This window comes from Mycobacteriales bacterium, from assembly GCA_035995165.1.
Taxonomy (GTDB): domain Bacteria; phylum Actinomycetota; class Actinomycetes; order Mycobacteriales; family CADCTP01; genus CADCTP01.
Window position 1 is genome coordinate 26,098 of the sequence record DASYKU010000152.1, and the last position, 21,514, is coordinate 47,611.

General features: G+C 72.3%; 19 protein-coding genes. 6 read left to right on the forward strand and 13 right to left on the reverse strand.

Going from position 1 to position 21,514, the window contains the following annotated elements; genetic code table 11:
• The first annotated feature begins 218 nt into the window (after nt 1-218).
• The gene (locus VGP36_24810) at nt 219-887 is read left to right on the forward strand and encodes a hypothetical protein (protein HEV7657934.1); all 669 of its coding nucleotides are present in this window, start codon (nt 219-221) and stop codon (nt 885-887) included.
• A gap of 18 nt (nt 888-905) precedes the next feature.
• Entirely contained in the window at nt 906-3,242 is a 2,337-nt protein-coding gene (locus VGP36_24815; GenBank protein HEV7657935.1) for a glycosyltransferase, read from the forward strand.
• On the opposite strand, the gene VGP36_24820 is transcribed toward VGP36_24815, so the two are convergent.
• The 6 genes from VGP36_24820 to VGP36_24845 all read right to left on the reverse strand — a co-directional run bounded on the left by VGP36_24820 (nt 3,182) and on the right by VGP36_24845 (nt 9,222).
• Nucleotides 3,182-3,736 carry a TetR-like C-terminal domain-containing protein gene (locus VGP36_24820; protein ID HEV7657936.1) on the reverse strand — a complete coding sequence of 185 codons (555 nt, stop codon included), beginning with the start codon at nt 3,734-3,736 and terminating at the stop codon, nt 3,182-3,184. The genes VGP36_24815 and VGP36_24820 overlap by 61 nt on opposite strands.
• Nucleotides 3,733-4,548, reverse strand: a complete 816-nt coding sequence (locus tag VGP36_24825; protein HEV7657937.1) for an alpha/beta hydrolase — start codon at nt 4,546-4,548, stop codon at nt 3,733-3,735. The genes VGP36_24820 and VGP36_24825 overlap by 4 nt, the downstream gene beginning before the upstream one ends.
• Nucleotides 4,490-5,404, reverse strand: coding sequence for a YhjD/YihY/BrkB family envelope integrity protein (locus VGP36_24830; protein ID HEV7657938.1), 915 nt, complete (start codon nt 5,402-5,404; stop codon nt 4,490-4,492). Before VGP36_24830 ends, VGP36_24825 begins: the two co-directional genes overlap by 59 nt.
• A 37-nt stretch (nt 5,405-5,441) precedes the next feature.
• A complete protein-coding gene (gene gndA / locus VGP36_24835; GenBank protein ID HEV7657939.1) occupies nt 5,442-6,896 on the reverse strand; it encodes an NADP-dependent phosphogluconate dehydrogenase in 1,455 nt (484 codons plus the stop codon).
• A gap of 48 nt (nt 6,897-6,944) precedes the next feature.
• On the reverse strand, nt 6,945-8,408 hold the full coding sequence (locus VGP36_24840; protein HEV7657940.1) for a sigma-70 family RNA polymerase sigma factor: 1,464 nt from the start codon (nt 8,406-8,408) through the stop codon (nt 6,945-6,947).
• A 64-nt stretch (nt 8,409-8,472) separates the two neighbouring features.
• Complete coding sequence (locus VGP36_24845) at nt 8,473-9,222, reverse strand: hypothetical protein (protein ID HEV7657941.1); 750 nt, start codon at nt 9,220-9,222, stop codon at nt 8,473-8,475.
• A 137-nt stretch (nt 9,223-9,359) separates the two neighbouring features.
• Here VGP36_24845 and VGP36_24850 point away from each other — a divergent pair, with 137 nt between their 5' ends.
• On the forward strand, nt 9,360-9,989 hold the full coding sequence (locus VGP36_24850) for a hypothetical protein (GenBank protein HEV7657942.1): 630 nt from the start codon (nt 9,360-9,362) through the stop codon (nt 9,987-9,989).
• 7 nt (nt 9,990-9,996) lie between these two features.
• Here VGP36_24850 and VGP36_24855 read toward each other — a convergent pair whose 3' ends face one another.
• Nucleotides 9,997-11,496 carry a hypothetical protein gene (locus tag VGP36_24855; protein ID HEV7657943.1) on the reverse strand — a complete coding sequence of 500 codons (1,500 nt, stop codon included), beginning with the start codon at nt 11,494-11,496 and terminating at the stop codon, nt 9,997-9,999.
• Between the two features lie 177 nt (nt 11,497-11,673).
• On the opposite strand from VGP36_24855, the gene VGP36_24860 reads away from it, so the two are divergent.
• Entirely contained in the window at nt 11,674-12,693 is a 1,020-nt protein-coding gene (locus tag VGP36_24860) for a hypothetical protein (GenBank protein HEV7657944.1), read from the forward strand.
• A 9-nt stretch (nt 12,694-12,702) separates the two neighbouring features.
• Here the strand turns inward: VGP36_24860 and VGP36_24865 are convergent, their stop codons facing one another.
• Genes VGP36_24865 through VGP36_24875 form a run of 3 tightly spaced genes read right to left on the reverse strand, consistent with a single transcriptional unit; the run spans nt 12,703 to nt 15,654 of the window.
• On the reverse strand, nt 12,703-13,422 hold the full coding sequence (locus tag VGP36_24865) for a GNAT family N-acetyltransferase (protein ID HEV7657945.1): 720 nt from the start codon (nt 13,420-13,422) through the stop codon (nt 12,703-12,705).
• A gap of 50 nt (nt 13,423-13,472) precedes the next feature.
• A complete protein-coding gene (locus VGP36_24870; protein HEV7657946.1) occupies nt 13,473-14,546 on the reverse strand; it encodes a hypothetical protein in 1,074 nt (357 codons plus the stop codon).
• Between the two features lie 22 nt (nt 14,547-14,568).
• Complete coding sequence (locus VGP36_24875) at nt 14,569-15,654, reverse strand: helix-turn-helix domain-containing protein (GenBank protein HEV7657947.1); 1,086 nt, start codon at nt 15,652-15,654, stop codon at nt 14,569-14,571.
• Nucleotides 15,655-16,075: 421 nt separating this feature from the next.
• Here VGP36_24875 and VGP36_24880 point away from each other — a divergent pair, with 421 nt between their 5' ends.
• Nucleotides 16,076-16,390, forward strand: coding sequence for a hypothetical protein (locus VGP36_24880; protein HEV7657948.1), 315 nt, complete (start codon nt 16,076-16,078; stop codon nt 16,388-16,390).
• 60 nt (nt 16,391-16,450) lie between these two features.
• Here the strand turns inward: VGP36_24880 and VGP36_24885 are convergent, their stop codons facing one another.
• Nucleotides 16,451-17,581 carry a hypothetical protein gene (locus VGP36_24885; protein HEV7657949.1) on the reverse strand — a complete coding sequence of 377 codons (1,131 nt, stop codon included), beginning with the start codon at nt 17,579-17,581 and terminating at the stop codon, nt 16,451-16,453.
• Nucleotides 17,578-18,633 (reverse strand): helix-turn-helix transcriptional regulator, encoded by a 1,056-nt coding sequence (locus VGP36_24890; protein ID HEV7657950.1) that lies wholly within the window; start codon nt 18,631-18,633, stop codon nt 17,578-17,580. Before VGP36_24890 ends, VGP36_24885 begins: the two co-directional genes overlap by 4 nt.
• Before the next feature lie 380 nt (nt 18,634-19,013).
• Here VGP36_24890 and VGP36_24895 point away from each other — a divergent pair, with 380 nt between their 5' ends.
• A complete protein-coding gene (locus VGP36_24895) occupies nt 19,014-19,328 on the forward strand; it encodes a hypothetical protein (protein HEV7657951.1) in 315 nt (104 codons plus the stop codon).
• A 61-nt stretch (nt 19,329-19,389) separates the two neighbouring features.
• On the opposite strand, the gene VGP36_24900 is transcribed toward VGP36_24895, so the two are convergent.
• Nucleotides 19,390-21,201: a substrate-binding domain-containing protein gene (locus VGP36_24900; protein ID HEV7657952.1), complete on the reverse strand. Its 1,812-nt coding sequence runs from the start codon at nt 21,199-21,201 to the stop codon at nt 19,390-19,392.
• Between the last annotated feature and the right edge of the window lie 313 nt (nt 21,202-21,514).

The window sequence follows — 21,514 nt, forward strand, 5'->3', positions numbered from 1 at the left end:
GGGTGGCGCATCAGCTCGAAGTATCCGAGCGGTTGCCGAGAGTGAACCTGCTGATCTCCCGCCTGCCGGTGGACTCCGCGGTGGTCACGTTGTCCGGCGACGGCCCCGGCGCGCCTTCTCCGCGGAGACTGATCGGAGCGGCGTCAGTGTTGATCGGCCGTACCTGGAATGAACCGAACGGGGGCCACGGCACGAATGCCGGACAAGGGGGGAATGGAATGACGAAGCCGTGGGCGGTGCTCGTGGCCGGCGCCCTGGTGCTGACCGCGTGCGGCCGGGCGACCGACTCCGACGACGGCTACCCGCCGCACGAGGGCATCACGGCCACGGTGTTCTGGGCCGGCGAGCCGCCGACATCGGACAACGACGAGATCGCCAACGACGAGAGCTACTGGGACGGCGACTGGGAGTCGCACTTCGGCGGCTTCGACGACCCGGACCACCGGACCGTGGACGGCAGCGCCCCGGCGGCGTTCACGCCGAAGGAGAACGCGTTCTACTTCGCCCTGCCGTACGGGGAGATCAACGACGACGACTCGGTGAAGACGACCGTCGACGACGTGCCCTGGTACGAGGGCCAGCACGTGGACCGGGCGCATTCGATCCTCAAGAACCGGTGGATCGAGGTCCGGAAGGACGGCCGGACCGTCTACGCACAGTGGCAGGACGTCGGCCCGTTCAACGAGGACGACCCGGACTACGTGTTCGGCGCCGCGGCGCCGCACGAGCAGCGTTCGGGCCTGGACCTGTCCCCGGCGGCGGCGAGCGTGATCGGCCTGGACGGCAAGGACACGGTGTCGTGGCGGTTCGTCGCCGCCGACGCGGTGCCGGACGGGCCCTGGAAGAAGACGGTGACCACTCGGGGCGGCATTCCCGAGTCCGACTGAGGTAGGGGAAAGGCGAGCGTGCGGGGTAGGCAGCAGCCGGCGATCCGGACCGACCGGGCGGTGTTCCTGGACGAGTCCGGGGCGCGCTGGCGGATGGTGAAGCGGGTGATCATCCTGGCCGTGCTGGTCACGGTCGGCGGGATCGCCTGGTTCCTGCCGCGGGCGCTGACCCCGGACGCGGCGGCGGACCCGCGGGTGCGCGGCGGCGACACGGCGGTGCTGGACTCGCTGCCGGACCGGCTGCCGGTGGTCGGCCGTGGCGAGATGCTGCGGGTCTTCCGGGTCGACTACGTCAACAGCTCGCCGTACGCGGTGGATCCGTTCACCGGCGCCCGCTGGCGCCCGCTGACCCAGGCCGAGATGCAGCGGATCGCCTACAGCCAGTACGGCGTGGACCGGTTCGCGCAGCTGGCCGACAAGCAGCTGGCGCTGACCTTCGACGACGGCCCCGACCCGCGCAACACCCCGCAGCTGCTGGACCTGCTGTCCCGCTACGGCGCCCGGGCCACCTTCTTCGACACCGGCGAGAACGTGCTGGCCCACCCGGGCCTGTTCCGGCGGGAGGTCGAGGAAGGGCACCTGGTCGGCAACCACACCATGCGGCACGTCGACTTCTCCGAGCACGACTCGGCCCGCAACCTCGCGGAGGTCGTCACCGCGGACCGGGTGATGCGCTCGATCGGCGGCTACGGCACCGGGTTCTTCCGGCTCCCGTACGGCGGCAACGACGTCGACAGCATCAGCGCCAACGGCTACGGGATCCTGCTGGCCCAGCAGACCGGGCACTACGCGGCCAGCTTCGACATCGACACCGACGACTACCTGTACGGCCCGGGCCGGACCGTGCCGGTGCCGGAGCTGGACGGCGGCGGGCACGTGCTGCTCATGCACGACGGCGGCAACGACCACGCGGCCACGCTGGTGCTGGTCGAGCGGCTGCTGAAGGCGGCCAAGGCCCAGGGCTACACGTTCGTCACGATGGCCTCGCTGCACCCCGACGGGCCGGCATCGTTCGGGCCGGCGCCGGCGAGCCTGACCGACCGGCTGACGCACTGGACGTTCTGGGGCGCGCACGTGCTGCCGGGGCTGCTGGTGCAGATCCTGTTCGTGCTCGGTGCCGGCACGATGGCGGTGGTCTCGGTCGCGACCGTGGCGCTGGCGCTGGTCGAGCGGCGCCGCCGCCGGCGCCGGGTCTGGGACCCGGACTACCACCCGGCGGTGACCGTGGTCATCGCCGCCTACAACGAGGAGCGGGTGATCGCCAAGACGATCGCCTCGCTGCGCCGCAGCACGTACCGGGACCTGGAGGTGCTGGTCGTCGACGACGGCTCCACCGACGGCACCGCGGACGCGGTCCGGGCCGTCGACTGGCACCGGGTCCGGGTGGTGACCCGCCCCAACGGCGGCAAGGCCAGCGCGCTGAACCTGGCCCTGACCGAGGTGCGCTCGGACCTGGTGATCACCTTCGACGCCGACACCGTGGTCCGGCCGAGCACGGTCGGCGTGCTGGTCCGGCACTTCGCCGACCCGCGGGTGGGCGCGGTCGCCGGCCAGGTCAAGGTCGGCAACCGGCGCGGGCTGATCACCCGGTGGCAGTCGCTGGAGTACCTCACCGCGATCGGGCTGGACCGGACCGCGCAGAGCCTGCTCGGCGCGATCATGGTGGTGCCGGGGGCGTGTGCGGCCTGGCGGCGGACCGCGGTGCTGGAGGCCGGTGGGTTCGACCACCGGACGCTGGCCGAGGACTGCGACCTCACGCTGTCCTTGCAGCGGGCGGGCTGGCGGGTCGAGCAGGACCACGACGCGATCGCGCTCACCGAGGTGCCGCAGTCGCCGCGGTCGCTGGTGAAGCAGCGGTTCCGGTGGATGTTCGGCACCCTGCAGGCGGTGTGGAAGCAGCGCCGGATGCTGCTGCGTCCCCGGTACGGCGTGCTCGGTCTGGTCGTCATGCCGTACACGGTGCTGTCGGTGCTCGTACCGCTGGTGTTCCTGCCCCTGGCGTACTGGCTGGTGGTGGACAGCCTGCTGCAGGGCGACGTGCACACCGTGCTGATCTACCTCGGCGTGCTGACCGCGTTCCACTTCGTCATGGCCGTGGTCGCGGTCGCGCTGATGAAGGAGCGGTGGTGGCACCTGCTGGTGGTGCCGGTCTACCGGGTGATCTACGAGCCGCTGCGGGCCTACCTGCTCTACTCGACCGCGCTGGCCGTGCTGCGAGGACGGATGGTCGGCTGGAACAAGCTCGACCGGCACGGGACCGTGGTGTTCCCGGTCGTGGTCCCGGAGCCGCGGGTTCAGCGCGAGACGGCGCCGGCGGTGAACCCGGCGTCGAGGAGGTCGACCAGCCGGTCGTAGCTCTCCTCGGCGTCGTACTGCAGGCCGAAGCCGCCGGCCGCTTCCAGCGTGACGAAGCCGTGCAGCGCGCTGCGGACCGCGCGGGTGGCGTGCACGGTGCCGTCCTCGTCCAGGCCGTAGCCGCGCAGCACCGAGTACAGCAGCCGGACCAGTCGCTCGCCGGCCGCGGACAGCTCGGTGTCGGCCGGGTCGGGCGCGCGCTGGATCGCCGCGTACCGCCCCGGGTGCTTCTTCGCGTACCCCCGGTACGCGACGGCGCAGGCCCGCAGCGCGTCCCGGCCCGACCGCCCCACCGTCGCGTCCCCGAGGGCGGCGGTGAGGTCGGCCGCGCCGGCCAGCGCGAGCCGGCGGTGCAGGTCCTCCAGCCCGCCGACGTGCTTGTAGAGGGAGGGAACCTTGACCCCGAGTCGCTGGGCCAGCGCGGCCAGCGACAGCGACCCCTGGTCGGCCAGGTCGCCGGCCTCGGCCACGACCCGCTCCGCGGACAGGCTCACGAGACCTTCCGGACGAACGCGACGACCTCCGGGACCACGACGTCCGCGGCCTCCGTGTGCGGGTAGTGGCCGACGCCGTCGACCAGCATGACCTCGGCCGGGCCGGCCAGCGAGTCGGCGGTGTAGCGGGCCTCGACGGCCGGGTCCGGGAAGTCGGGGTCCTTGCTGCCCATGACCACCAGGGCCGGCGCCTGCACCCGGCCGAGCTGCTGCTCGGTGCCGGCGTGGCTGCCCTCCTTGCAGATCCAGGCCAGCGCGTCGTAGCCGTGCGGCCGGGCCAGGTTGGCCTTCAGCTCGGCCTTGCGGGCGGCGAAGTCGGCCGGGCGCCGCTTGAAGAACGACGGCCACGCGTACGCCGTCCACAGTGGACGGCCGGGGAAGGTGTGGGTGAACAGGCTGAACAGCGCGGCGTTGACGGCCGAGGCCTTGTGCTCGCGGACGAACGCGCCGGACAGCACGAGCCCGGTCACCGCCTGCGGTTCGCGGGCGGCGGCGACCACCGCGGCGGACCCGGAGTAGCTGTTGCCGACCAGCACGCCGCGGCCGCCGTGCTCCCGCAGCAGGGCAAGCAGGTCGTCCGCGACCGCGCTCACCGAGTAGCCGTCGTCCCAGCCGGTGCTGGACTCGCCGTGGCCGCGCAGGTCGGCGGTCACCACGTTCGCGCCGTCCGCGGCGAGCGCCGCTGCCAGCTCGCGGTAGGTCGAGCGCACATCGCCCATCCCGGGGGACAGCACCACCAGCGGGCCGTCCGGGTCACCGCTGCGTTCGTACGCCAGCCGGCCGGTCGGCCGGTCGAGAAAGTTCGTCGTCATGGCTAAGAACATTAGCCGAATGGCTAAGCATGTCAACCCGCCAGGGCACGCCGCCGCGATCGGCGATCCGGTGCGTGAGCACGAAGCCGACCAGGACCAGCACGTGCAGCAGGTAGAGCCAGAGCCCGACCGCGACCGTGCCGCCGATCGCGGTGAACCCGCCGAACGGCACCCCGAGCCTCAGCGGCAGCGACAGGAACAGCACGAAGCCCTGGACGAAGCCGGCCACGAACGAGCCGGTCACGAACCCGCCCCAGGCCGCGGCCGCCCAGCCCGGCCGGACCGGGGAGACCACCCGGTAGACCCAGGTCAGCGTCAGGGACAGCACGATCCAGTCGGTGAGGAACGCGACCGCGATCGCGAGCAGCACCGACACCCCGCCGTCGGCGAACAGCCCGGCCAGCGTCGGGGTCACCAGCAGCACCGCGAGCAGCAGCGCGGGGGCCACGAGGAACAGCGGCAGCACCGCGAGCCGCCCGCGCCAGCCGATGAACGTGTCCTTCGTCCCGGCCAGCGAGACGAACGCCCGGCGCAGGCCCTCGCCGTAGAAGGTGGCCGGGATCAGCACGGCCAGCGCGACCGCGACCGGCAGACGCAGGCCGGCCGCGATCGTCACCTCGGCCACGTGCGGGGCGCCGAGCTCGTCCGGCAGCGCGTCGGCCAGCGAGCGGCCGAGCTCGACCATCCGGGCATCGCCGACCACCTGGGCGGTCAGCCAGACCGCGACCAGCACGCTCGGCACCAGCGCGATGCCGGCGTAGAACGTGACGCCGGCCGAGTACAGCGCGAGGTCGTGGCCCGTGAGCGACCGCATCGTGTCGCGCAGGAGCGCGCCGATCCGGCGGAAGAACCACATGCCCCCTGCCTACCCGCGACAGGGGACTTCCGCCTGTTCAGTCCCCGGAGACTTCGGACCGGTCGCTGCTCCACTGGGTGTGGAAGACACCGTCCTTGTCGGTCCGCCGGTACGTGTGCGCGCCGAACAGGTCACGCAGGCCCTGGATCAGCGCGGCCGGCAGCCGCTCCGCCCGCAGCCCGTCGTAGTACGCCAGCGCGGAGGCGAAGCCCGGCGTCGGGATGCCGGCCTGGGCCGCGGTCGCGACGACCCGCCGCCAGGACTCCTGCCCGTCGGCCACGGCCGCCTTGAAGTAGTCGTCGACCAGCAGCGACGGCAGCTGCGGGTCCCGGTCGTACGCCTCCTTGATCCGGTTCAGGAAGCGGGCCCGGATGATGCAGCCGCCGCGCCAGATCGTGGCCATCGCGCCGCGGTCGATGTCCCAGCCGTACTCGGCCGCGCCCGCGGTGATCTCGTCGAAGCCCTGCGCGTACGCGACGACCTTGGACGCGTACAGCGCCTTGCGGACGTCGTCGACGAAGCCGGCCTTGTCGACGCTGCCGCCCGCGGCCGGGCCGCTGCCGTCGGCGGTCGGGCCCGGCAGGTCCCGGGCAGCGGCGCGCTGGTCCGCGTGCCCCGACAGCGAGCGGGCGAAGACCGCCTCGGCGATGCCGCTGACCGGGACGCCGAGGTCGAGCGCGATCTGCACGGTCCAGCGGCCGGTGCCCTTCTGCTCGGCCTGGTCCAGCACCACGTCCACGAACGGCTTGCCGGTCGCGGCGTCGATGTGCGAGAGCACCTGCGCGGTGATCTCGATGAGGAACGACTCCAGGTCGCCGGAGTTCCACTCGGTGAAGACGTCCGCGATCTCGGCCGGGGTCATCCCCAGGCCGCGGCGGAGCAGGTCGTACGCCTCGGCGATGAGCTGCATGTCCGCGTACTCGATGCCGTTGTGGACCATCTTCACGAAGTGCCCGGCGCCGTCCGCGCCGACGTGGGTGCAGCAGGGGGTGCCGTCCACGTGGGCCGAGATCGACTCCAGCAGCGGCCCCAGCGACTCGTACGCCTCGGCGGTGCCGCCGGGCATGATGCTCGGCCCGTTCAGCGCGCCCTCCTCGCCGCCGGAGATGCCGGTGCCGACGAAGTGGATGCCCTTCTCCTTCAGCGCCGTCTCGCGCCGCCGGGTGTCGGCGAAGTGCGCGTTGCCGCCGTCGACGAGGATGTCGCCCGGCTCCAGCAGCGCCGCGAGCTGGTCGATCACCGCGTCGGTGGGCCCGCCCGCCTTCACCATGATCACCACCCGGCGCGGCTTCTCCAGCGAGGCCACGAAGTCCTCGGCCGAGTACGACGGGACGAAGTTGCCCTCCTGCCCGAACTCGTCCATCAGGTTCCGGGTCTTGGCATCCGTACGGTTGTGGAGGGCCACGGTGTGGCCGTGCCGGGCGAAGTTGCGGGCCAGGTTGCTGCCCATCACCGCGAGCCCGGTGACGCCGATCTGCGCGCTGTCACTCATGACCTCCAGCCTTTCGGCCCGGGCCGGTGCCGTCAAACGCTCCGGTGGTCAGGGGACCGGGGGGCAGTCGTAGCGGAGGGACTGAGGGGCGCTGACGATCGTTCCCTGGGCGGTGGAGGCGGTGGCGGTCCAGGTGAGGGCGGTGTCGGGGGGCAGGCTGACCAGCGCGGTCCAGACCCCCCGGCCCTGGTCGGTCATCGGCTGTCCGCCCGGACCCACGTTCGCCTGGACCGCGGTCGCGGTGGCGTTGGTGACCACCGCGGTGAGCCGGGCCCGCCAGGTGGTCGGGCAGGCGGGGGTGAGCAGCGTCCAGTCCGGTGTCACCCGCCCGACCGGGGTCTGGGTCTGGGTCGGGCTCGGCGACGGCGTGGTCGGGGTGGGCGTGGGGCGCGGGGTGGTCCGGGTCGGCGTCGGGACGCCGGCCGGAGTGGTGGTGGCGGCCGTGGTCGGGGCGGTCGTGGGCAGCGGCGTCCCGGCCGTGGCGGTGGGCGGGGTGGTCGCCGCGGCGACCGACCCGGTCGGCGGCACGGGCCCGGACTCGACGACCGCCGGCAGCGGTGTCCCGATCGCCCCGGCCAGCCGGTCGGCGCCGGCGTCCGGGCGCAGCAGCAGGCCGGCCCCGAGAAGCAGGGCCAGCAGCACCACCGCGGCCGCCGACCAGCGCCACGGGGTGCGCCTGCCGCGCCGGTCCAGCGGCACCGGGAAGCCGTCGTCCTGCCACGGGCCGGCCCGCTCGGCCAGCCCCTGCTGGAACGACACATCCCGCAGCATCTGGGCCCGCAGCCCCGGCGCCGCCAGCACGAACGGCATTCCGGCCAGCAGCGCCGCCGGGCTGAGCCGGCGCTTGCGGGTCTCCCCGCAGATCTCGCACCTGTCCACGTGCCGGGCCAGCCGCTTGCGCAGCAACGGGGTGAGCGTGCCGTCCCAGCCGGTCAGCAGGTCGGCCAGCTCCGGGCAGGCGGACCGGCCGGTCCGGGCCACCAGGAGCGCGCCCAGCGACCGCTCCAGCTGGGCCCGGGACCGGGAGGTCAGCGCGTGCGCGGTGTTCAGGCTGACGCCGAGGGCGTCGGCCAGCTCGGTCCCGCTGAGCCCGTGCCGTACGGACAGCTCGAGCACCTCGCGCTCGCCCTCGTTCAGCGCGGCGGCGGCCGACCAGACCAGCTCCCGCAGCTCCTCCGCCCGCAGGTCGCGGTCCGGCTCGGGGGCGTCCGGGTCGATCACGTCGCCGGCCGCGTCCAGCGGCGCGGCCCGGCGGCGGTCCCGCAGCTGGCGCAGGCACTCGTTGCGGACGATCGCGTAGAGCCAGGGCCGCAGCTTGTCCGGCTCGCGCAACTGGCCGATCCGCTCCCGGGCGACCAGCAGCGCGTCGTGCACCGCGTCGGCAGCCGCGTCCCGGTCGCCGAGGAGGGTGACCGCGTAGCTGAGCAGACGGTCGGCGTACGCGTCGTAGACGCCGGCCAGCCCCCGCACGTCGCCGGAGCGGAGCGCGGTGACCAGCGACCGGTCGTCCACGATCGGGACGGTAGCGTGCCGGTCGTCCCGGTGCGGCCCGATTCCTGCCCTTCGGGGCACGCGCTCACCGGCCGGCGCGGCGCCGGGTGGCGAACCAGAGCAGGCCGCCGAGCCCGCCGACCACCAGCGCCCCGCCGCCGGCCAGCAGCGGAAGGTTGTCGGCCGCGCCGCCGGACGTCGAGGCGGAGCTGGAGCCGGCGCTGCCGTCGGCGCTGCCCTCCGCGGCCGGGCCGGTCGGGTCGGTCACCGGGGGCAGCGGCGCCGCATCCCCGGCACCGGCACCGGTGCCCGTGCCCGTGCCCGTGCCGCTGCCGGTGCCCGTGCTGGTGCTGCTGCTGCTGCCGTGCTCGGTGGTGGTGGCCGGGGCCGGCGTCGGCGCGGCGGTGGTCGGGGCCGGCGCGCCCGTCGGGATCGCCGTCGGCAGCACGCCGGTCGGCAGGACCACCGGGACCTTGGGCTTGGCCGTGATCGCGGTGGGCACCACGCCGGTCGGCAGGATGACCGGGACCTTGGCCTTGGCCGGGACCGTCGGAACCTGCACCGGCACGCCGTAGCCCCCGCCGGGCGCGGCCGCGGCCACCCCGCCGGCCAGCGGCGCCAGCACGATCCCGGCCACGCCGACCCCGATCCCCACCCGCCGCACGGCCCGGCCGACCCGCGCGAGCGGAGTGGGCTTGCCGCCGGAAAGCAGAACCAGGCGCTCGTCGGACTCGTCCAGACCGACCCGCGCGGCCGGGGAGGGCTTGCCGCCGAGGAGCGGAACCAGGCGCTCGTCGGACTCGTCCAGGCCGGTCATCGAGGAGGTGATGGTCATGGGAACTCCCGGGATCCGGCGGGGCTGTTCCCCGCACTCACCGGTGGGAGCCACGACCGCGCCCGCCGCCAACAGAAAAGGTCGAGAAACTTCCAGCGGAGTTGACAGTGTCCGGACCGCCCGGTGAGGTGTCGCGCATGTCCCGATTCGGTCTCCGCGTGGTGGTCCCGGTCCTGCTGACCGGGGCCGCGCTGGCGGGCTGCTCCTCCTCGTCCGACGAGCCCACCGCACTGCCGCCCGGCTCCGGCCCGGCGGCGACCGCCGCGGCCCCGACCACGGCCGCGCCGACCAGCACCGCCGCCCCGACCCCGACCGCCACGGTCGGCACCCAGCGCTCGCCGATCCGCTGGCTCGGGCCGGCCGCGACCGGGACGCAGACGGTCGTGCAGGAGGCGACCAAGTCGTACTGGTCGATGGTGGTGCGGCTGGCGGAGAAGCCGAACCCGGCAGACCCGGAGATCACCGCGTTCAGCGTCTCGCCGCAACGCGACACCCTGCTCACGCTGTTCACCAACATCAAGCAGCAGGGCATCACGCAGCGCGGGCCGATCGACGGCTCGGCCACCGTGGTCGCGGTCAAGGGGGCCAAGGCGACGGCCTCGACCTGCCTCGACCAGACCCTGGTCCGGGTCTACGACCGGGCCGGCAAGCCGCGGCCGGGCTCCAGCGGCTCGAAGCAGCAGTTCACGGTCTCGCTCGAGCTGGAGGACGGGAGCTGGAGGGTGTCGCAGGTGAGCACGGGCAGCGCCTGCACGCTGCCGGGCTGAGGCTTCTTTACGGGCAGGCGTGGCTGAGGGATTTCGCCGCCGAATTCAACCGGCCGCCCGGGGTCGCCGCGGCCGCGGTGAACCGCAGCGCCGTGTCGGCCGGCAGCGTGACCACCACGGTCCACACGCCCGGCCCGGCCGGGTTCATCGGCGTACTGGACGGGCCGGAGCCGCCGCTGATCAGCGCGTTGACGCCGGTCGCAGTCGTGCCGGTGACGGTCGCGGTGAGCCGTGCCTTCCAGGTGTCCGGACAGGACGCCGAGGTCAGCACCGAGGCCGCGCTGATGGCCGGCACCGGCGGCGGCGTGGTCGTCGGGGCCGGGGTGGTGGGGACCGTGGTCGGCGCCGGCGTGGTCGGCACCGGGGCGACCGTGGTCCGGGTCGGGCTCGGCGGCCCGGTCGGCGACGTGCTTCCGCTGGCCGTGGGAGTCGGCCTGTGGCCGGTCGTCGGGAACGGCGTCGCGGTCCGTTCCGGGCCGCTCGGCGACGGGCTGCTCCGAGTGGTCGTGCCGACCGGGGGTCTGCCGGTCTCGTCGCCGGCCGGCAGCGCGGTCTGCAACTGCTCGTTCGCGGTACCGGCCAGCGGCGCGCCCCCGCCGCCCGGCCGGGTCAGCAGCAGGCCGCCCACGACGAGCACGACCAGCACCGCGGCCGCGGCGGCCGACCACCGCACGGGCGGCCGCCGTACGGCCCGGCGCCGGGCGAGCGGGACCGGGAACCCGGCGTCCTGCCAGGGACCGGCCCGCTCGGCCAGCCGCTGCTGGTAGACGATCAGCTCGGCGTGGCCGAGCACGCGTTCCCGCAGCCCTGCCGGCGCCAGTACGAACGGCGTGGCGGCCAGCAGCGCGACCGGGTCCGGGTGGGCCGTCCCGGCGCAGGCCGGGCAGGTCTGCACGTGCCGGGCCAGGCGGTGCGTCGCGGTGCCGGCCGCCTCGGCGCAGTCGCCGCTCAGCCCGGTGGCGGTCTGCTCCAGCCGGGTCCGGGCCCGCTCGGCCGCGGCCGGGGCGTGCGGGCCGAGCACGGCGGCGAGCTCGGCGTCGTCCAGATCGTGCCGGGCGGACAGCTCCAGCAGTTCGCGCTCGACCGGGTCGAGCCCGGCCAGCGCCGTCCGGACCAGGTCGCCGTCCAGGCCGCCGTTCGTGTCTCCGTTCGTGTCGCCGGCGGCGTCGCCGGCGGTGTCGGCGGCGGTCGAGGTGCCGGTCGTGGTGCCGGTCGTGGCGCCGGTCGGCGCGGCCGGGGCGGCGGGCGCGGACCGGCGCCGCTGCCGCCGCTGCCGTACGCACTCGTTGCGGACCAGCAGGTAGAGCCAGGCCCGGAAGAGCTCCGGTGCCTTCTCCGCCCGCTCCCGGGCGACGAGCAGTGCGTCGTGGACGGCGGCCACCGCCTCGGATTCCGGCACCAGCGTGCCGGCGTAGGACAGCAGCCGGTCGGCGTACGCGTCGTAGACGGCCGCGAGCCCGCGCACCTCGCCGGTACGCAGCCCCGCCACCAGCGTCCGGTCGTCCATCGCGGGGCACCGTAGCCCAGCCTGCTGACGGTCGATCATGAGGCACCCTCGGTGATCAAACCGCCAAGTACGGTGACCGTTCTGGACCAATTCGCCTACAAGGTGTACGAATGCCCGGCAACCTGGCCTGGTTTCCGTGCGTCAGTAGTGCGGAGACGGCAGACGGAGGGGATCGGAATGGCTGGCTGGACCCGGCGGAGGGCCACGCTGCTCGTCGTCCCGCTGCTCGCGGTGGCGACCGGGATGGTCGTGTCCGCGGCGCCCGCGTCGGCGGAGAACTGCCCGACCGTGGTCTCCTGCGCGTCCAACGACAACGGCACTCTCGGCGCCGGTGCGTCGTACGTGAAGATCACCGTCAACGGTGGCCACTACGGCACCAAGGGCGGCGGGGTCGTCTCCGTGCCCAACGCGGTACCGCCGCCCTGCTGGTACAACAAGGGCCGCTCGGGCGCCGAGATGGCCGCCGACTCCGTGGATCCGTACTACTACCAGCTGGCCCACCACACCGGTGAGGACCACAGCGAGTGGTTCCCGCCGCAGGTCCAGGACCACGCCACCGACGACGGCAACTGGTATTCGTGGGAGTGCGACTCCGGCAACTTCGACGGGTCCATCAAGGACTTCTTCAAGTACGTCGACCAGTGGACCGCGAACAACCCGGACCTGGTCTGGGTGCCGACCGGCCAGCTGCCGCCGCAGCCGCCGGTGCCGCCGCAGCTGCTGATGGAGATCGCCCGCAAGTACATCGAGCAGCTCGTACGGATGCCGATCGTGAACTTCAACCCGGCCACGAAGGGCTTCGTCCGGCTGCCGACCTGGATGTGGTTCGACCAGGCCGCCTGGGATCCGATCTCGGTGACCGCGCAGGCCGGTGGCCCGCCGGTGACCGTCACCGCGACGCCGTCCCAGGTCTCTGTGTCCGGGGTCCCGGCCGGCAGCGACGTGGACACCACGTGCGCCGGCGGCGGCAAGCAATATTCGGCCGGCGGCCGCACCGACTGCCAGATCACCTTCAGCCAGTCCTCCGGCACCCAGCCCGGCCAGCAGTGGCACTTCCAGGTCGGCCTGACCTGGAACGTCACCGCCATCGGCGCCGCCCTCGAAGGCCCCCCCACCATCACCCGAGCCGAAGCCGAAGCCCTGACCGTCCTGGAATCCCAGGCCGTCTCCGGCTCCCAGTCCGACCCGAACAACTAGCCCAGGGCCTCACCCGCGGGCGGCCTTGGTCGCGCGGCCCTGTTCGCCGAGCGACCGGCCGGCCGCGAGGGCGCGCGGGCGCACCGACTGCCGGAGCCTGGTCACCAACTGCCGCCGAGGCGGCCGAGGCCGGGCGGACGGCGGCGAGTACGGCGGGCGGATGCGGGAGTGCAGGCACATGTCGTGCCAGCTGCCGTCCGCGTGCCGCTGCAGCTCACGTTTCACGCCCTCGATCTCGAAGCCGGCCTTGATCGCCACCTGGCAGGAGCCGGTGTTGAAGACCGAGTGCACCAGCTCCAGCCGGTGCAGGCCGACTGTCTCCAACGCCCACTGCGACAGGACCTTCGTCGCCCTCGTCGCGATCCCCCGGCCGCGCTGTCCGGGCATGATCCAGTACGAGATCTCAGCCACGCCGTCGACCAGGAACAGGGACCGGCACCCGACCTGTCCCAGGATCTTGTCGGGGTTGGACGTGCGCACCACCGCCCAGCTGACCGCCGTCTGCCGCCGCCAGCCCTGCTTCCAGGTGGCGATCAGCGTCTCGGCCTCGCGCCGCGAGTCGAGCCGCCGGAGGTTCCATCGCCGGATCTCGGGGTCGTCGTAGGCGGACATCAGCTGCTCGGCGTCCTCCGGCACCCACCGGCGCAGCGTCAGCTCTCCAGCGACGATGTCGGGCTGTGAACCGTTGAGGCGGGTGGGGTTCACCGCGGGCTCAATCAAGTAGGGCATGTCTCCGCCTGGTACGCGTGCTGTGGTCGGGGAGGGCCGCCCGAACGTCGTCACGGGCGGGTGTTGCGGGCCGGGCGGGGTCCCACCGATTCGGCGGATAGGCCAATCGCTGCGAGGGCGGACGGGAGGTCATCCCGTCGCGCGACCTGAGAGAGGTACCGCCGCCAGGTGTCGAGGTCGGCGTACCAGCTGGTGACGTAGTCGGCGAGCATCTCGGGTCGGAGTCTCGACCGGGCCGCCTCGGCGGTCCTGAGCGCGTCCAGGGCCCGCTCGGCGTCCGGGTGGTCGGACCTTTGGCAGGCGTCGGACGTGGTGCGGATGAACTCCGCGCGGAGCTCGAGGAACCTGGCCCAGAAGTCCGGCGACCGGGTTGACTCGAGCGGGCCGACGTGCAGCTGCCCGATGATGCCCTCGCCGACGACGTCGCCGAACTCCTCCTCCGCCACCCGCGTCTCGGGCGTGTACGGATCGCGCATCTTCTGCCGGACCGCTCCCGCCGCGGCGACCTCGCCGCGCTCGAAGAAGGGCGCGAGCAGGAGCCAGTCCTCGTTGTAGATCTGCGGGAAGAAGGAGTCGATCCGGTCGAGGTTGACCGCCAGCGCGTGGGCGCCGACGAACACGCCCTGATCGCCGACGGCCAGCCGGCGCGCGTGGCACACCGCGGAGTTGTCCGGGTACGAGGTCGACGCCATCCCGGCCGCGGCATGGACGCGCAGCGTGCCGACGGCCTCCCGGACCTGCGTGGGCCCGAGGTCGCGGATGTCGTCGTCGAGGAAGAGCGCGGTCGACCAGCCGAGCATCCGGCCGAGCACCAGCGCCGCGTTGCGCTTGAGGCTGACGTCCCCGTGCCAGGAGATCGCGGCCTCCCCGAACAGGGACGTGTCGAACTGGGGCACGGCCGGGACGGCGGCCGGAAAGTCGACCACGGTGCACCGCGCCCCGTCGACCTCGGCCGCCGTTCGGAGGACCTCGTCGGTCCGGGCCTGTCGGCTGCACAGAACGACGACCTCGACGCCGAGGGCGGCGCCGAGGCGGATGGCCGAGTCGAGGTTGGATGCCGGCCGGGCGGCAGGGACGACGATGACGTCGGGCTCGGCCCGCCCCGGTCGCGACGGTCGGAGCAAGCTCGAGTGCGTAGAGTAATGCTCAACGGCTGGCCTCAGGTGCGTCACCGTCAGGCCGGGCCTCTCCAGATGGCTCGGCGTCGGACCACTCGTAGAGCCGGGCCTCTTCGTTGTACAGGTCAGGGGTCAGCGCCCTGCCGGACACGACAGGCACTTTCACCATTATGGCGAACTGCTTCGCATCGGTGAAACGGTGCGCGAGGTAGGAGCTGTTCTCATCACGCAGCGCGATATCGGTCAATAGGCGGACGGAACCGAGCGTTCCCCGCGTATAGACGCCGCTGCACCAGGTCAACGTCCGGGCGGTGTTGAACGGGTTGGTCAGCCGAGCGAAGAGGCAGACGTCGCTGGTCAACCGCAGCGTGCCGCGGCCGGTGAAGATCGGTAGTTCGGGCTCCTCATTCTGTACGTAGAACACCTCGCCGTCCTTGACGTCGGCGTGTTCCTCCTGGCTGACGGGTAGGTCGGTCCGATCGAAGATCTGTTCCAGCGTCGGGTTCAGGCCGGGTCCGCCGATGACCACCACATGGCTGGACATCTGGTCGGCCTCGATGAAACGGTCCGACCGCACGAAACGGATCTCGTCGTTGTCTGGATTGCGCATGCGGAGATGCCCGTACAGCTCGATCAAGGCGTCCATGTCGGCGTGCGCCATCACCTCGGTGTAGTTCGGATCCCGAGTGTTGGCGTAGGGATGCGTCATGTTCTGCAGTTGGCCCACGACGATCGTGATGGGCTCGCCCGGATCGAAGGTCCACAGGTCCGCCGCCGGCGGTTCCTCGGCGCCCGCCGGCTCCGGCCGTGGCTGACCGGTGCTGGGCCGGCGCGCCTCTCGCAACCGCGACAGCATCTCGGCTCGCGTGGTTCGTTGAAGTTCAGTCAGCTGGCCGTCCGGAACCAATCCGCCGGTGTGTCCGGACTCGCTGAGCACCACGAACGTCGCGAAGTCCCGCAGTCGCGCGTCGGGTACCGCAGATCGCCCGGACTCGTACTGCGAAATGGATGTCTCCCCGACCTTCAGCGCGTCGGCGACGTCCTTCTGGGTCGCTCCGACGCCTAGGCGCAGCTGGCGCAGCAGCGCGCCGAGCGTGGCTGAAGGTTGGCTCATCGGTCCTCGATCGTGGTGCCTGCAGGCCCGGATTGGTCCCTGAGGAGCGGGGAAGTGGGGAGCACGTTAAACCTCACTGACGCTTAGGTCAAGCACCGAAGTTCACCAAAGAATGAGATTGAGATGCTTCGGATCGAGGGTACAGTGAGGTTGATTCAACTTCAGTAGTTCACCTGAACTTCTCGAAGTGGCGGGAGGTGAGACCCGTGAGCACGCCACCCTGACCAAGGGATCGGCAGGCCGGGCTCGCGCCCGGGACCTCGTCACGGATCCAGCGGACGCCGCGCAGGCTGTCCCCTTCATGCAGGCACCCCCGGGAGTCGTTTGGCCGCGAGTCCGGGGGTGTCCGCTCCTATCTGAACCCGCTCGCGTCGAAACGGAGGGGCTCCAGATGACTGTAGCTCCGAATCTCGCAAGCTCAATGGATCTCTCCTCGGCGCTGCCGGACGTGTCCGGGATCGAGCCGGGAACCCTGCTCCTGCTGGTGGGGATCCTGGTCGCGCTGGCCGCGACGCGGACCCTGTTCGGGTTGGTGCGCCTGGTCGGGGTGCTGTTCCGGGCAGTTATGCAGCTCGTCAAGGCCGTCGCAATCCTGGCGGTCGCCCTCGGGCTGATTGTCGGCTGGGGCTACCACCGCATGGAGACCGCCGGCTCCGGGCCCGACACCACCGTCGTCGCGCCCGCTCCGCTCACCGCCGGTCCGACGCTCGGAAGGCTGGCCGCGCCGCACAAGTGAGGGCGCCCGGTCGGGAGGGGACTCGGGGCTCCTCCCGGCCGGGTCCGCCGGGGCCGGCGATCAGGCGTACGTCCGGCGCCGGCCGCTGCGGGTGTCGGGGCGCACCGGCGTCAGGCCGAGATCGCCGAGGGCGGACACGAGATAGCCCCGGATGCGGACGTTCGCGAGATACCGCTGCCAGGTGTCCAGATCGTCCTGCCAGGCCCACAGGTAGTCGGCGGCCAGTCGTGGCGAGAGCCGTTGCAGCTCGGTGTCCGCGGTCTCCAGTGCCTCGGCCGCCTCGATGGCGCCCGAGAAGTAGCAGGGGTCGACCGCCTCGCGGATGAAGCGCAGTCGGTGGTCGAAGAACTCGTCCCAATACCCCACCGCCATCGCATCGGCGATGGCGCCGGAATGGAGGCTGCCCACCAGGCCCTCGGCCAGGACGTCGCCGAACTCCTCGGCCCGCGCCCGCTGCACCTTGAACGGGTCGTACTCGATCTGCTGCACCGCTCTCGACCGGGCCACGGCCCGGTGCCCGGGCTGCAGATGGGGAGCCAGGAAGAGCCAGTCCTCGTTGTAGACCTGCGGGAAGAACGAGCAGACCCGGTCGAGATCGACGGCGAGTGCCGAGCCGCTCACGAAGACGTCCTGGTCGTCGAAGACGAGCCGGCGGGCGTGGCAGACGACCGAGTTGTCGGGGTAGCTCGTGGCCGGCATCCCGACCGCCGCGTAGTGCTCCAGGGAGCCTGCGGCCCGCCGGACCACCCGGGCGTTCAGGTCCCGGACGTCGTCGTCGAGGAAGAGCACGCTGCGCCAGCCGCACGCTCTCCCGGCCACCAGCCCGATGTTCCGCTTGAGGCTCAGGTCGCCGACCGCGCTCATCGTGCCGTCGTGGAACTTGGACGTCGCGAGCTGGGGAAGGACGCCGTCGGACGGGTCCGTCAGGTCGACCACGGTGGCCTGGGTGCCGGGTATGCCGGCGGCCAGCTCGGCCACGTCACCCGGCACGGCCTCCAGGCTGCAGAGGATCAGGATCGGCGTCTGCAGCTGCGCGCTGAGCCGCAGGGCGGGTTCGAGATTCTCGGTCGGCCGCCCGGCCGGCACGACGATGCCGCTGAGCGGGGCGTTCCCGCCCTGCGCCACGGCGAGAAGCCCGGTGTGCGAGCTGTGGTGGCGCACCGGACGGCTCAGCGGCTTGACGCCGGTCATGTGCCGGTTCCGGTGGCATCGGAGTCCTCGTCGTCGGACCAGATGCGCAGCCGGGAATCGGGATTCTGGAGGTCCGGTGTCATCGCGCTGCCGGACACGACCGGGACCTTGACCAGCACGGCGAACTGGCTCCCGCGATCGGTCAGGTAGTCCATGTTGCTGTCCCGCAGTTTTGCGTCGGTGGTCAACCGGACCGCCCCGAACACGCCGCGTGAGTACACCCCGCTGCACCAGGTCAGCGTGCTGGCGGCGTTGAAGGGATTCGTTAGCCGCGCGAGAAGGCCGATGTCTTCGGTCAGCTGGGGCGGATCGGAACGGTCGAAGACAGGCAGGTGCGGTTCGTCCTGCTTCTCGACGTAGAAGACCTCGCCGTTCTTGAACTCGGGATGTTTGTCCTGGCGGATGGGCAACCTGGTCCGCGCGAAGACCTGTTGCAGTGTCTTGTTCAGCCCCGGCCCGCCGATCATCACGAGGTGGCTCGTCAGGTCGTCGGCCTTGAGCTTGTCGGGCTGGGTGAAGCGGACCTCGGCCTGCGGGTTCCGCATCCGTATGTGCCCGTGCAACTCGACGAACGCGTCCAGGTCCGCGTACGACAGCAATGCGGTGTAGTTCGGATCGCCGGGGTCGCTGTAGGGGTGCTCGGTGCCTTCCAGGTTCCCGCAGACCAGCATCACCGACTCGCCCGGCTCGAAGGCCCAGAGGTCGCGCCGGCCGCCGGTCTCGTCGGCCTGCTCCTGAGTGCGGACCCGCAGCCGCCGGAGCTCGTCCAGCAGCCCGTCCCGCTCGGCCCGCTGCTCCTCGGTGAGCTGCCCCTCGGGCGGGAGCTCTTCCCGGCGGGTGCCGTCGGGGTCGCGGGCGAGGACCACGTACGTCGCGATGTCCCGCAGGCGCGTGTCGGTCGGTCGCAGCGTGTCCTTCTCGTACGCGGAGATCGACGAGGTCGCGAGGCCGAGGGCGGCGGCGAGGGTGCCCTGGGTCGAGCTTGACTCGCCGCGTAGCTCCCGGAGGCGAGCACCGAGGGTGGGCTCGGCACCCGGTGATGGCTGGCTCATGAGGATTCCCTCGAGTGATCGTCGCTGACAGTGATTGTCAGGCGAGGAGGCTAGAGGCCACCGAACCACAGTACAAGCATCGCTGTACCCGAAAGGCGCCATCTGGTTCTTGTGGAATCCAAATGTAAGAGTCCATGCTGCTACAAGAAGGGTTTCACGGCGTCACGGGAGGTAGCCATGGAGCACATAGCTGAACGCGCGGCGAGCCCACCGGCCGGACACTGGGGCCGATCACCTCGAGGCGGCGGCGGGCCGTCCTCGGGCAGGCACCCCCGGGAGTCGTTTGGCCGCGAGTCCGGGGGTGTCCGCTCCTATCTGAACCCGCTCGCGTCGAAACGGAGGGGCTCCAGATGACTGTAGCTCCGAATCTCGCAAGCTCAATGGATCTCTCCTCGGCACTGCCCGACATGTCGTCGGTGAGCCCGGGGGCGCTGCTGGTGATGGTCGGCGCGCTGGTGGCGCTGGCGGCCGGGCGGACCGTGGTGGTGTTGTTCCGGCTGGTCGGGCTGCTGGTGCGGTCGATCCTGCAGCTGTTCCGAGCGCTGGTGATCCTCGGCCTGGTTGTCGTGCTCATCGTCGGATGGAGCCTGGAGCGGGTCCGCGACACGGACGTCCGCATCGAGGCGCCGGCGCGGCCGTCGATCGCGGCGCCCGGGCTGGTGCCGAGCATCGGACCGCTGGCTCCGCACAAGTGAGAGCGCCCGGTCGGGAGGGGGGTTCGGGGCTCCTCCCCGACCGGGTCGGCGAGAGAAAGGGTCAGCCGGTGAGGGCGGCTACGGCGGTGGTGAAGACCTTGCCGATGGAGTTGGGGTCGGGGGAGGAGAACTGGAGGCCGTCGGTGACGCGAGCGACCTGGGCCAGGGCGGCCGGGTCGGCGCCGGTGCCGTACGCGAGGGTCACGATGTGGACCGGCTTCGCCGGGTTGTGCAGAGTCTTCAGCTGAGCCAGCAGCCGGGGGAGCGTGATGCTGCCGGCGTCCTCGTTCTGGCCGTCGGTGATGACCACGATCGTGTTGACCGCGTCGGCCCGGTAGGCCGCGGTCGCGCTGCGGTACGCGGCCAGGATGCTGTCGTACAACCCCGTCGCCGTCCGCGGCACCATCGCCTTGTACGCCGCGACGGAGGCGACCTGCCGGTTCGGATACGGCCCGACGCGCTGCCCGGCCGGCCCGAGCGGCACCAGCACCTTGTAGTCCTTGTCCCCGTCGAGCTGCCGGGAGAACTCCCACAGCCCCAGCGAGTCCTGCGGGTCGAAGAAGCCGAGCGCGGCCTGGGCCGCGTCCCGGGCCACGTCGAGCTTGGAGCGGGTACTGCCCGGGACCGGGTCGGCCATCGATCCGGACACGTCGAACAGGCCCAGCAGCGAGATCCGCCGGGTCAGCAGCCGCCAGGCCGTCCGGGCCGCGATCGGCCCGTCCACGGCCTGCTGCGCGACGGGTGCCAGCGGAAGCACCGAGTCGACCCGCAGCCCGCTGGCGATCGCGGGGCCGGCGACCCCGTCGGCGCGGCGCAGGCCGTACCCGTCCAGGCGACTCTGGACGGCGTCGGACAGCAGCCAGCTGCGGAAGTCGGCGGCGGCGGCCTTGTCGGCGGCGTCGACCCAGCTGCCGTTCGGCACCACGTACGGGAAGTCGGCCGCCAGCTGCCCGTCGATCGGGTACGTCGTGGCCAGCACGATCGACGGGCTGTCCCGGTCGTAGCGCCAGACGTCCTGCTCGTACCCGGCCAGGATGCCGACCGAGGAGATCACCTGGGCCGCGGTGCTCGATGCGGCGACGGGCGCCAGCAGCGCGGTCCCGTCCGGTGCCGGCGTCCCGAACGCGCGCGACAGCCCGAGCAGCCCCTCCCGCGCCTCCGGCCGGTCGAACGCCGCCGCGTTCACCTCCGGGGTCGGGGTCTGGGTCAGCACGCCGACCAGCGCGAGCAGGATCCCGGTGCCCAGCGGGGTGCTGCCCGGATCCATCGTGGTGACCTTGATCGGCCCCCACTCGGGGTGGCCGAGGCCGGGCTGACCCCAGCCGCGCGGGTCCTGCAGCAGCCGGATCAGGTCGCCGAGCTGGGGCTGAGTCTCACCAATCGGGCCGGCCAGCAGCCGCAGCGCGTCGCCCGGCGCCGCGAACACCAGCGGCGAGGTCGCGATGGACGGCGTCGGGACGGCGAGCACCTTGGCGCCGTCCGGGCGGATCCGCAGCAGGTCGACCGACATCGTCGACTCCGGGATCCAGACGTCGGGCGGCGCGGCCGCGCCCGGGAACGGCACCGGCTGCAGCGACTGCTGGGCCTGGTCCTGGGTCAGCGCCCCCACCGTGACCGACATGCACCGCCCGGCGACGGTGTGGTGCTCGGCGGTGTACGAGGCGGCGAGCCCGCTCAGCCAGGGCTGAACGGACGGCGCGGCCCCGACGGTGAGCGTGCCGGCCGGCCCGGCGCAGGTGGCGACGTCGTTGGACGAGTCCGCGTTGAGCACCCGGACCGCGCCGACCGAGGCGGCGGCGAGGGACAGCACGAGGACGCCGATGAGCAGCGGGCCACGCCCGACCCGGAGTCCGCGCCTGTTGTGCCGTGCCACCCGACGTCCCCTCGCCGAACTCTCCCGCCCCGTGGCCGGTGGTCCTGGCCGTGCAGCGGATCGGCCAGGGGTGGTGCCGATGTGTCGGAGCGTGACGCCCGATCAGGTCGTTGTCAATCGAACGGGTGCGTACTACGCGGGCGTGCTCAGATGCTTACCGATGGTGACGGACTGTGATCATTGGGTGAGAGCGGGCAGGTATTCCGGAAGGGTTGCAGACCGTGTCGGAATGGTTGCGCGGGCACGTGACGGTCGCCACAAGTCCACTCTTCCGGTCGAACCCGCTGGACCGAAAGACGCAGCCGGCGCTGGT

Excerpts from the sequence above, each read along its gene's own strand:
- VGP36_24810 (HEV7657934.1), top strand. The coding sequence starts at position 219 with ATGACGAAGCCGTGGGCGGTGCTCGTGGCCGGCGCCCTGGTGCTGACC.
- VGP36_24825 (HEV7657937.1), bottom strand. The coding sequence starts at position 4,548 with ATGACGACGAACTTTCTCGACCGGCCGACCGGCCGGCTGGCGTACGAA.
- VGP36_24830 (HEV7657938.1), bottom strand. The coding sequence starts at position 5,404 with ATGTGGTTCTTCCGCCGGATCGGCGCGCTCCTGCGCGACACGATGCGG.
- gndA (HEV7657939.1), bottom strand. The coding sequence starts at position 6,896 with ATGAGTGACAGCGCGCAGATCGGCGTCACCGGGCTCGCGGTGATGGGC.
- VGP36_24845 (HEV7657941.1), bottom strand. The coding sequence starts at position 9,222 with ATGACCATCACCTCCTCGATGACCGGCCTGGACGAGTCCGACGAGCGC.
- VGP36_24850 (HEV7657942.1), top strand. The coding sequence starts at position 9,360 with ATGTCCCGATTCGGTCTCCGCGTGGTGGTCCCGGTCCTGCTGACCGGG.
- VGP36_24855 (HEV7657943.1), bottom strand. The coding sequence starts at position 11,496 with ATGGACGACCGGACGCTGGTGGCGGGGCTGCGTACCGGCGAGGTGCGC.
- VGP36_24860 (HEV7657944.1), top strand. The coding sequence starts at position 11,674 with ATGGCTGGCTGGACCCGGCGGAGGGCCACGCTGCTCGTCGTCCCGCTG.
- VGP36_24865 (HEV7657945.1), bottom strand. The coding sequence starts at position 13,422 with ATGCCCTACTTGATTGAGCCCGCGGTGAACCCCACCCGCCTCAACGGT.
- VGP36_24875 (HEV7657947.1), bottom strand. The coding sequence starts at position 15,654 with ATGAGCCAACCTTCAGCCACGCTCGGCGCGCTGCTGCGCCAGCTGCGC.
- VGP36_24880 (HEV7657948.1), top strand. The coding sequence starts at position 16,076 with ATGGATCTCTCCTCGGCGCTGCCGGACGTGTCCGGGATCGAGCCGGGA.
- VGP36_24885 (HEV7657949.1), bottom strand. The coding sequence starts at position 17,581 with ATGACCGGCGTCAAGCCGCTGAGCCGTCCGGTGCGCCACCACAGCTCG.
- VGP36_24890 (HEV7657950.1), bottom strand. The coding sequence starts at position 18,633 with ATGAGCCAGCCATCACCGGGTGCCGAGCCCACCCTCGGTGCTCGCCTC.
- VGP36_24895 (HEV7657951.1), top strand. The coding sequence starts at position 19,014 with ATGGATCTCTCCTCGGCACTGCCCGACATGTCGTCGGTGAGCCCGGGG.